This window comes from Streptomyces hainanensis, from assembly GCF_004348415.1.
GTDB lineage: Bacteria > Actinomycetota > Actinomycetes > Streptomycetales > Streptomycetaceae > Streptomyces > Streptomyces hainanensis.
Genome location: NZ_SMKI01000572.1, coordinates 1 through 4,351 on the forward strand (window position 1 = coordinate 1; position 4,351 = coordinate 4,351).

The window sequence follows — 4,351 nt, forward strand, 5'->3', positions numbered from 1 at the left end:
CCCCTCCGCCCCGGTCGGAGGGGTGGGCGGAGCCCTGTTCCGTCGCGCGGAATAGTCTGTCGACATGAGTGAGCGCGAGTTGCGGGAGTTCGCCCTGCTGCTGCTGACGGCCCTGGCGAACGAGCCGCGTCACGGGTACGCCATCGCCCAGGAGGTCAGGTCCATGACCGACGGCCGCGTGGTGCCGCGCACCGGCGCGCTCTACGGGGCGCTCGACCGGCTGCTGGCGGAGGGGCTGATCCGGGTGGAGCGCGAGGAGGTGGTGGACGGGCGGGCGCGCCGTACCTTCGCCCTCACCGCCCAGGGGCGGGAGCGGCTGGCCGCCGAGGCCGAGCGGATGGCGGCGACGGCCCGGGAGGCCAAGCGCCGGCTGGGGATGGGCGGCGCCGCGGTGACGCCGACGTGACGGATCGCCTGATCCGCCTCTATCCGGCCGGCTACCGTACGGCCCACGGGCCGGAGATCGCGGCCACCCACCGGGAGATGACGGCGGGCCTGCCGCGCGCGGCGCGGTTGCGGGCGGACGCCGATCTGGCCGCGCACGCGGTACGGGTGCGGCTCGGGCTCGACTCGGCGTCGCGCGGCGGGCGGCTGTTCGCCGTGGCGGCCCCGTTTTCGCTGGCGGCCGCCGCCGTGGTGGCCGGCCTCGAACTGACCCGTTGGTACACCGGGTTCGTCGTCTCGCCGACCCCGGCGTGGGTCCAGCTCTCCACGACGGGGCCCGGGTGGGGGCTGTGGCTGCTGTCCGCGCTGCTGGTGTGCGTCGGCGCCGTCGTCGCCCTGACCGGCCGGTGGGTGCCGGGTGTGGTGGCGGCCGGGTGCGGGCTGCTCGGCTCGGTCGCGCTGTGGGGCGTGGTGGAACCGTCGCGCGGCGGGGGAGCGGTGGTTCCGGTGGCGGCGCTGCTGACGGTCGGCGTGGTGCTGGCCTGCCCGCCGGACCGGCGGGCGGATCCGGGGCTCTCGGCCGCCGCCGGGGCCATGGCGGGCGTCGGGTGGCTCCCGCTCGTCGCCGTCGGCACCGGGGGGTTCGTCGTCACCACGGACCACGGCGCCTGGCCGCTGCTGGTCCTCGTCGCCTCCGGGGTGGCGCTCGCCCTGCGCCGGCGGTCCTCCGGACTCCTGGAGCTGGGCGCCATGGCGGTGGCCTCCCCTTCGCTGCTCGGCAGGGCGTACGCGGACGCCTGGCTCGACCTTCGGCCCGTCCTCGCCATGCTGCTCGCCCTGCCGCTCGCGGCGGCGGCCACCGCCTGCTGGCAGGGGGTGCGCCGCCGGCGGTCGCCGTAGCCCGGTTGCCATAGTCAGGTTGGCTGAATACTCTCGTACGCGTTCCGTCTCCGTGTGCCGTCGTCCCGGCGTGCGACGCGGACCCCGGTCGAGCCGAGAGAGCAGTGGCGTGCCGTTCACCTTGTCCCACCCCGCGGCGGTACTGCCGTTGCTGCGCCGCCCGTTCGTGCCCGCGGCCCTGGTCGCGGGGGCGGTGGCGCCGGACGTCCCGTACTTCCTGTCCGTCCTCGGCGTCTCCGCCTCGGGGCCGCGCTGGTACGAGCCGCTGCTCAACCCCACCGAGACGCACGCGCCGGGGACCGGCCTCCTGGTCAACCTGCCCGCGGCACTCGGCCTGGTCGCCCTCCTCCGGCTGCTGCGCCGCCCCGTCGCGGCCGCGCTGCCGGCCGGCCTCCGTCCGGCGGAGCCCGAGCCCGACCCCCGGCCCGGGGCACGCCGCGTCCGGTGGCTGGTGTTCTCCGCGCTGATCGGCGTCGCCACCCATCTGGCCTGGGACGCCGTCACCCACGGCGACGGGTATCTGGTCACCCGGCTCGACCCGCTGCGCGCCGAGGTCGCGGGCGGGCTGACCGTCGCCCGGCTCCTCCAGTACGCGAGCACCGCCCTCGGTCTGGCCGCGCTCGCCCGGTACGGGTGGCGGCGCCGCACCCGGTCACGCGGCGCGGTCGAGGCCCCTGCCCGCTGCCCGCGGTGGGGCGTCGTGGCGCTGCTGGTGTCGGCCGCCGCGCTGGGCGGCGCCGCGGGACTCCCCGGCGACGTCGAGGCGTACCGGCACACCGTCGAGGTCGACTACGGGCGGCCGATCACCGAGACCTTCGCCGACGGCACCACGTCGACCAGCTACCCCACGGAGACCGTCGGAGCGCCCTGGGGCTCCTTCGCCGAAGGCGTGCTGACCGGCCTCGCCAAGCGGGCGGGGGCCGCGTGCGCCGTCGCCCTGCTGCTCTACGCCGCCGCCTGGCACGCCCGCCGGGCGCTCGGGCCGCCGCCCGGGCCCGCCGGCGTCGTCACGGCACCCGGCACAGCAGCTCGCCGTGCACGGTGGCCAGCCACCCGTCGTCGGCCGTGACGAGCGCCCGCCAGGCCCCCGCCAGCTCGGCCAGCCGGGCCTCGGTGGCGTGCCCGCCGGCCACGGCCGAGGCGGCGAAGGCGGAGGACGTCGTCCGCTCCGCCCACAGGCCGCCCCACCAGGCGCGCTCCTCGGGGGAGGCGAAGCACCAGACGGAGGCGGAGGCGCGGACGTCGGTGAACCCGGCCGCGTGGGCCCAGGACAGCAGCCGGCGCCCCGCGTCCGGCTCGCCGCCGTTGGCCCGGGCCACGCGCCGGTAGAGGTCCAGCCAGTCGCCCAGGCCCGGCAGTTCGGGGAACCACGTCATCGCCCCGTAGTCGACGTCCCGGACGGCGACCACCCCGCCGGGACGGCAGACCCGCCGCATCTCGCGCAGCGCGAGGACCGGGTCGGCGACGTGCTGGAGGACCTGGTGGGCGTGGACCACGTCGAAGGAGTCGTCGGGGAAGCCGAGCGCGTGCACGTCCGCGGTGGCGAACCGCACGTTGGTCAGGCCGCGGGACTCCGCCTCGGCACGGGCGTCCCGGAGGATGCCGGCCGCCCGGTCGACCGCCGTGACCTCCCCGGGGGCGACCCGGGCCGCGAGGTCGGCGGTCAGTGTGCCGGGGCCGCAGCCGACCTCCAGCAGCGCCAGCCCGGGACTCAGCTCGGGCAGCAGGTAGGCGGCGGAGTTCTCCGCGGTGCGCCAGCGGTGGGACCGCAGCACCGATTCGTGGTGTCCATGGGTGTACACGGCTTCCGACATGCCACCACCCTGCCGTGCGTCTCGCATACCGAGCAAGAGCATTCCGGAATGCGGGCACGTTCACCGGTATGGGCCAGCCGCCCGGCGCGCTGGATTGCCGCCCGGGGGCCGCGTGCTGATCTGGTCCTTATGACGGAACGGACGGAGCCCCCCGCCGGAGCCGGCCGGCCGCCGCTCGCCGAACCACGGCCGTTGTACGAGCGCCGCCGCTGGCCGCGTGACTTCACCGACCGGCTCACGTCGTCGCTGCCCGGGGTGCGGCCGTTCGCCCGGGCCCTGCGGCTCGGCGCCCTGCGGCCCTCCTCCGCCGCGCTGCGCGACGTCGCCTCGCTGCCGTACCGGCCCGCGCCGATGCCCGCCGCCGACGCCCACACCGTCGCGCTGACCTGGGCCGGGCACGCCAGCTGGGTCGTCAGGATCAGCGGCCTCACCGTGCTGACCGACCCCGTCTGGTCGCGCAGGATCCTGGGCACCCCGGCCCGACTGACCCCGGTCGGGGTGGCCTGGGACGACCTGCCGCCGATCGACGCCGTGCTGATCTCCCACAACCACTACGACCACCTCGACGCACCCACCCTCAGACGGCTGCCCCGCGACACGCCGCTGTTCGTGCCCGCCGGCCTCGGCGCCTGGTGCCGGCGCCGGCGGTTCCGCCGGATCACCGAGCTCGACTGGTGGGAGGCCGTGGAACTGCCCGCGCCCGGCGGCGCCGTCCGCCTCGACTTCGTGCCGGCCCACCACTGGTCCAAGCGGACCCTGACCGACACCTGCCGCACGCTGTGGGGCGGCTGGCTGCTCACCGACCGGGCCGGCCGCCGGATCTACTTCGCCGGGGACACCGGCTACGGGCACTGGTTCGCGGAGATCGGCGACCGGTTCCCCGACATCGACGTGGCGCTGCTGCCCATCGGCGCCTACGCCCCGCCCTGGCTGCTGCGGTCCGTGCACACCGACCCCGAGGAGGCGGTGCGCGCCTGCCGCGACGTCGGCGCGGCCCGGATGGCGCCGATGCACTGGGCGGCCTTCGCGCTCTCGGCCGAGCCGCCACTCGAACCGCTGACCAGGGTGCGCGCCGCCTGGCGGGCCGCGGGGAGGAGGCCCGACGACCTGTGGGACCTCCCGGTCGGCGGCTCCCGGGTGCTCGCCCCCTAGGGCCCGTCCTCCAGAACTCGCGGGAGACATCAGGGCGTTCCCGGATCACCGCGCCGCGCCCGGCGGGCGATGCTGCGGGGGGAGCGCCGGGGGGTTCGGCG

Annotated in this window: 5 protein-coding genes; 4 read left to right on the top strand and 1 reads right to left on the bottom strand. The window is 77.0% G+C overall.

All coding sequences use genetic code 11. From position 1 onward, the window contains the following. Window positions 1-64 precede the first annotated feature (64 nt). From E1283_RS32665 to E1283_RS32675, 3 genes are all read left to right on the top strand, one after another. Window positions 65-406, top strand: coding sequence for a PadR family transcriptional regulator (locus E1283_RS32665; RefSeq protein ID WP_132821784.1), 342 nt, complete (start codon window positions 65-67; stop codon window positions 404-406). Beyond that, window positions 403-1,284, top strand: a complete 882-nt coding sequence (locus tag E1283_RS32670) for a hypothetical protein (RefSeq protein ID WP_132821785.1) — start codon at window positions 403-405, stop codon at window positions 1,282-1,284. The genes E1283_RS32665 and E1283_RS32670 overlap by 4 nt, the downstream gene beginning before the upstream one ends. A gap of 109 nt (window positions 1,285-1,393) precedes the next feature. Next, on the top strand, window positions 1,394-2,353 hold the full coding sequence (locus E1283_RS32675) for a DUF4184 family protein (RefSeq protein ID WP_132821786.1): 960 nt from the start codon (window positions 1,394-1,396) through the stop codon (window positions 2,351-2,353). On the opposite strand, the gene E1283_RS32680 is transcribed toward E1283_RS32675, so the two are convergent. Next, complete coding sequence (locus E1283_RS32680; RefSeq protein ID WP_132821787.1) at window positions 2,292-3,098, bottom strand: methyltransferase domain-containing protein; 807 nt, start codon at window positions 3,096-3,098, stop codon at window positions 2,292-2,294. The genes E1283_RS32675 and E1283_RS32680 overlap by 62 nt on opposite strands. A gap of 129 nt (window positions 3,099-3,227) precedes the next feature. Here E1283_RS32680 and E1283_RS32685 point away from each other — a divergent pair, with 129 nt between their 5' ends. Continuing rightward, window positions 3,228-4,250, top strand: a complete 1,023-nt coding sequence (locus E1283_RS32685) for an MBL fold metallo-hydrolase (RefSeq protein WP_132821788.1) — start codon at window positions 3,228-3,230, stop codon at window positions 4,248-4,250. The last annotated feature ends 101 nt before the right edge of the window (window positions 4,251-4,351 follow it).